Genomic DNA, 3,136 nt, shown 5'->3' with positions numbered 1-3,136 from the left:
CCGTGCGAACGGTGCGAGACCGAGACGCCGTGGGTCGCCCGCAGACCGCCGAAATTCCAGCGCTTCATGGCGCCGGCGAAGCCCTTGCCGATGGTCTCGGCCTGGACGTCGACCTTCTGGCCGGCGACGAAGTGGTCGGCCGAGAACTCGGCGCCCACGTCGAGCAGGGCGTCGGCGTCGACGCGGAACTCGGTGACATAGGCCTTCGGCTCGACCTGCAGCTTGGCGAACGCTTCGCGTTGAGCCTTGTTGGTGTTCTTGGCCTTCTTGCTGCCAGCGCCCAGCTGGAGGGCGACGTAGCCGTCGCGCTCCTGGGTACGTTGGCCGACGACCTGGCAGCCGTCGAGCTGAAGCACGGTGACCGGAACGTGCGCGCCGTCATCGGCGAACACGCGGGTCATGCCCAGCTTCTTGGCGATCACGCCCGTGCGCATCGGATCCCGCCTCTTTCTTCTTAAATCTTGATCTCGACGTCCACGCCGGCGGACAGGTCGAGCTTCATCAGCGCGTCCACGGTCTGCGGGGTGGGGTCGACGATGTCGAGGACACGCTTGTGCGTGCGGATTTCAAACTGCTCGCGCGACTTCTTGTCGACGTGCGGCGAGCGGTTCACGGTGAACTTTTCGATCAGGGTCGGCAGCGGGATCGGACCGCGAACGGTCGCGCCCGTGCGCTTGGCGGTGTTGACGATCTCGCGCGTCGAAAAGTCGAGGACGCGGTGATCGAAGGCCTTGAGCCTGATGCGGATGCTTTGATCCATATCGGTAGCTATTCCCAAGCAGGCGAACCTGCGTCCCTGTGAACCATTTCAAAGACCGGAGTCTTCAGGCCGAGAAGGCCTTCAGAGTACGCACGTCCGCAAAAACGATCGGCCCACGCAGTCTCCCGCGAAGGCCGTTGAAGTCCTGGGTCACTGCAAAGAACAGGGTCTCAGGTCGTTCCTGCGGACCGCGTCTGCACCCCATACTCAAGGCGAGGTGCACAGCCGGTCCAACAAGAGTGGGGGCTTATGCAGATCGATTCCGCTTCCGTCAAGCGGCGAAAGCGTGGCCAGGGCCCGGAGCGGCGGGATTTCGGCCGGCCCCGGCCTTCGTCCCGGGAGCCTAGCGGCCGATGCGGATGTCGCCCGAGCCGACCACCCTGCGGCTGACGCTTCCCGTCGCCCCGGCGACGCGGACATCGCCCGAGCCGGCGATCGAGACGCTGACGTCGCCGGCCACGCCGCCGAAGTCGACGTCGCCCGAGCCGGCGATAGAGATTCCGAGACGGGGGATGCGGCCGCGGCGGATGGCGGCCTCGCCCGAACCGGCGATCGAGATCTCGGCGTCTCCGTCGACCTCGGCGACGGCGGCCCCGCCGGAGCCGGCGATCTTCAGCTCCAGGCGGTCGGTGGCGCCCGCCGTCAGCTCGCCCGAGCCGGCCAGGCTGGCGTCCAGGGTCCGGGTGGTCCCGATCATCAGGCCGCCGGACCCTCCGAGGGACGCGTCCACCGGGCCGTCGGTGTTGGCGATCACCCAGTCGCCGCAGCCGCCGGCGTCCAGTTCGACCGAGCGGGCGCCGCGGCCGATCGCCCCATAGACGGCGCCGCCGGCCTCGATGGTCACCTCGCGGGGGGTGCGGATGACGATCAGCGGGGCCTCGTCGAGATCGATCCGGCCGAGGTCGCCAACCTCGACCGAGGCGCCCTGGCCGGGGCGGGTCGGATCCGGACCGGGGCGGCAGTCATGGATCCGGTCGCCCAGACGGACTCCGGCGACACGGCGGCCGAGGCCGCCGTCGATGCGGACCGAGGCGCCGCGGCGCTCGAGCCGCGGGGCCGGCAGCGGCGCGGTCCCGGGCTGGATCTCGACGCCGACATCGGTCCGGTCCTCGACGATGACCACGACCCGGGCGACCGCGTCGTCGATTTCAACGGTCGGCCCGGACCGGGCCAGGGCGGGGCCGCCCGCGGCGGCGAGCGCGGCGAGCGCGGCGGCGGCCGGCAGGATGGTTTTCATGGCGGGGCTCCCTTTCCGCGGTCGGCGGGAAAGGTGCGGCCGGGGCCGCCCCGAGTCACCTGAAATCGATGTCATGACCGCCCTGCAAGCAACAGCCGGCCCGGCCTGGCCGCTGCGCCCGGCGGCCATGAAGGCCTCAGGCCGGAACGGCTCTCGACGCCGGACGCCGGACCTTGGCAAGCGCCGCGCCGGCCGCCTGCGCCGCACCGCGGAAGCGGGCGCCCGGCGTGGTCTCGCAGGCCTCGATCGCCGCCCAGCGCCGCCGGATGCTGGCCCGCAGCCGGGTCCCGCGGTCCTGACCGGCCAGGTTCAGGGCCCCCGTCGCGGCGCGGCTGGCGACCGCCCCGAGGCCGGGTCGCAGGAGCAGGGCCTCGCGGACCGTCCGGGCCCCGTTGCAGAAATATTTCTTGTAGTGTTCGCCCTCGAACCCGAAGTCGAAGGTGCGGTAGCCGAGCCCCGCGGCCAGCCGCATCGTCTCCAGGCTCAGCAGGATGCCGGGCGAGCACCGCGCCAGGGCCGGCTCATAGGCGGGGAACCAGAAATGATACTGGTCGCCGCCGTACAATGAATACTCCAGCGCCGTCAGCCGGTCGCCGGCCCACAGCCCGGCCATCGAGACCCCGAATGCGTCGCCGTCCTCCTGCAGCAGGGCGTGCAGCAGTTCAGCGGTCCAGCCGCAGGCGAAGATGTCGTGCCGCCCGGTGCGCCGGTACTGGTCGCGCTTCAGCCCGATCAGCCGGTCCAGCAGGGCCGGGTCGCGCAGGCCGCGTTCGACCCGGAGCGGGCCCAGCTCGGCCTCGAGGCTGCGCCGGGCGCGCTCCTTGTCCTTGAAGAATTTGGCGTGGCCGGCGCGCCGTTCCGCATACCAGCCCTCATGTCCGGCCTCGCCGAGCACCACCTGCACGGTGCGGCGCGGCTGGCCGCACGACGGGCCCTCGGCCGGGCCCACCCAGGCGGTGACATTGAGCCGCGCGGCGTCCAGCGCCGCGGCGACCTCCGCGAGCGAAGGCCCCTCCCCCGGCCGCGCGATGACGCCGTGGTAGTCGTTCATCGGCGCCGCCAGCGGCTGCACCGCCCCGCCCCGCCGCTGATGCGGGAAGAAGCCGACGGTCCGGCCGCCGCGCGAGAACACCGCCACG

At 71.5% G+C, this 3,136-nt stretch carries 4 protein-coding genes; all 4 read right to left on the bottom strand.

Going from position 1 to position 3,136, the window contains the following annotated elements; translation table 11 throughout:
* On the bottom strand, positions 1-434 hold a 434-nt coding region (rplC, locus tag Q0588_RS02005), incomplete at its 3' end, for a 50S ribosomal protein L3 (RefSeq protein WP_298743279.1).
* A 20-nt stretch (positions 435-454) separates the two neighbouring features.
* Positions 455-760: a 30S ribosomal protein S10 gene (rpsJ, locus tag Q0588_RS02000; protein WP_003164367.1), complete on the bottom strand. Its 306-nt coding sequence runs from the start codon at positions 758-760 to the stop codon at positions 455-457.
* A 343-nt stretch (positions 761-1,103) separates the two neighbouring features.
* The gene (locus Q0588_RS01995; RefSeq protein ID WP_298743277.1) at positions 1,104-1,997 is read right to left on the bottom strand and encodes a DUF2807 domain-containing protein; all 894 of its coding nucleotides are present in this window, start codon (positions 1,995-1,997) and stop codon (positions 1,104-1,106) included.
* Positions 1,998-2,133: 136 nt separating this feature from the next.
* Positions 2,134-3,136 (bottom strand): GNAT family N-acetyltransferase (locus Q0588_RS01990; RefSeq protein ID WP_298743275.1); only part of this gene is annotated, 1,003 nt, incomplete at its 5' end.

Source organism: uncultured Brevundimonas sp., assembly GCF_937870815.1.
Taxonomy (GTDB): domain Bacteria; phylum Pseudomonadota; class Alphaproteobacteria; order Caulobacterales; family Caulobacteraceae; genus Brevundimonas.
The sequence above is the reverse complement of the archived record's forward strand: the minus strand, read 5'-3'. Positions and strand labels throughout refer to the sequence as shown.

What these genes read in the sequence shown, in the direction of transcription:
- rpsJ (WP_003164367.1), bottom strand. Translation starts at nt 760, where the DNA reads ATGGATCAAAGCATCCGCATCAGGCTCAAGGCCTTCGATCACCGCGTC.
- Q0588_RS01995 (WP_298743277.1), bottom strand. Translation starts at nt 1,997, where the DNA reads ATGAAAACCATCCTGCCGGCCGCCGCCGCGCTCGCCGCGCTCGCCGCC.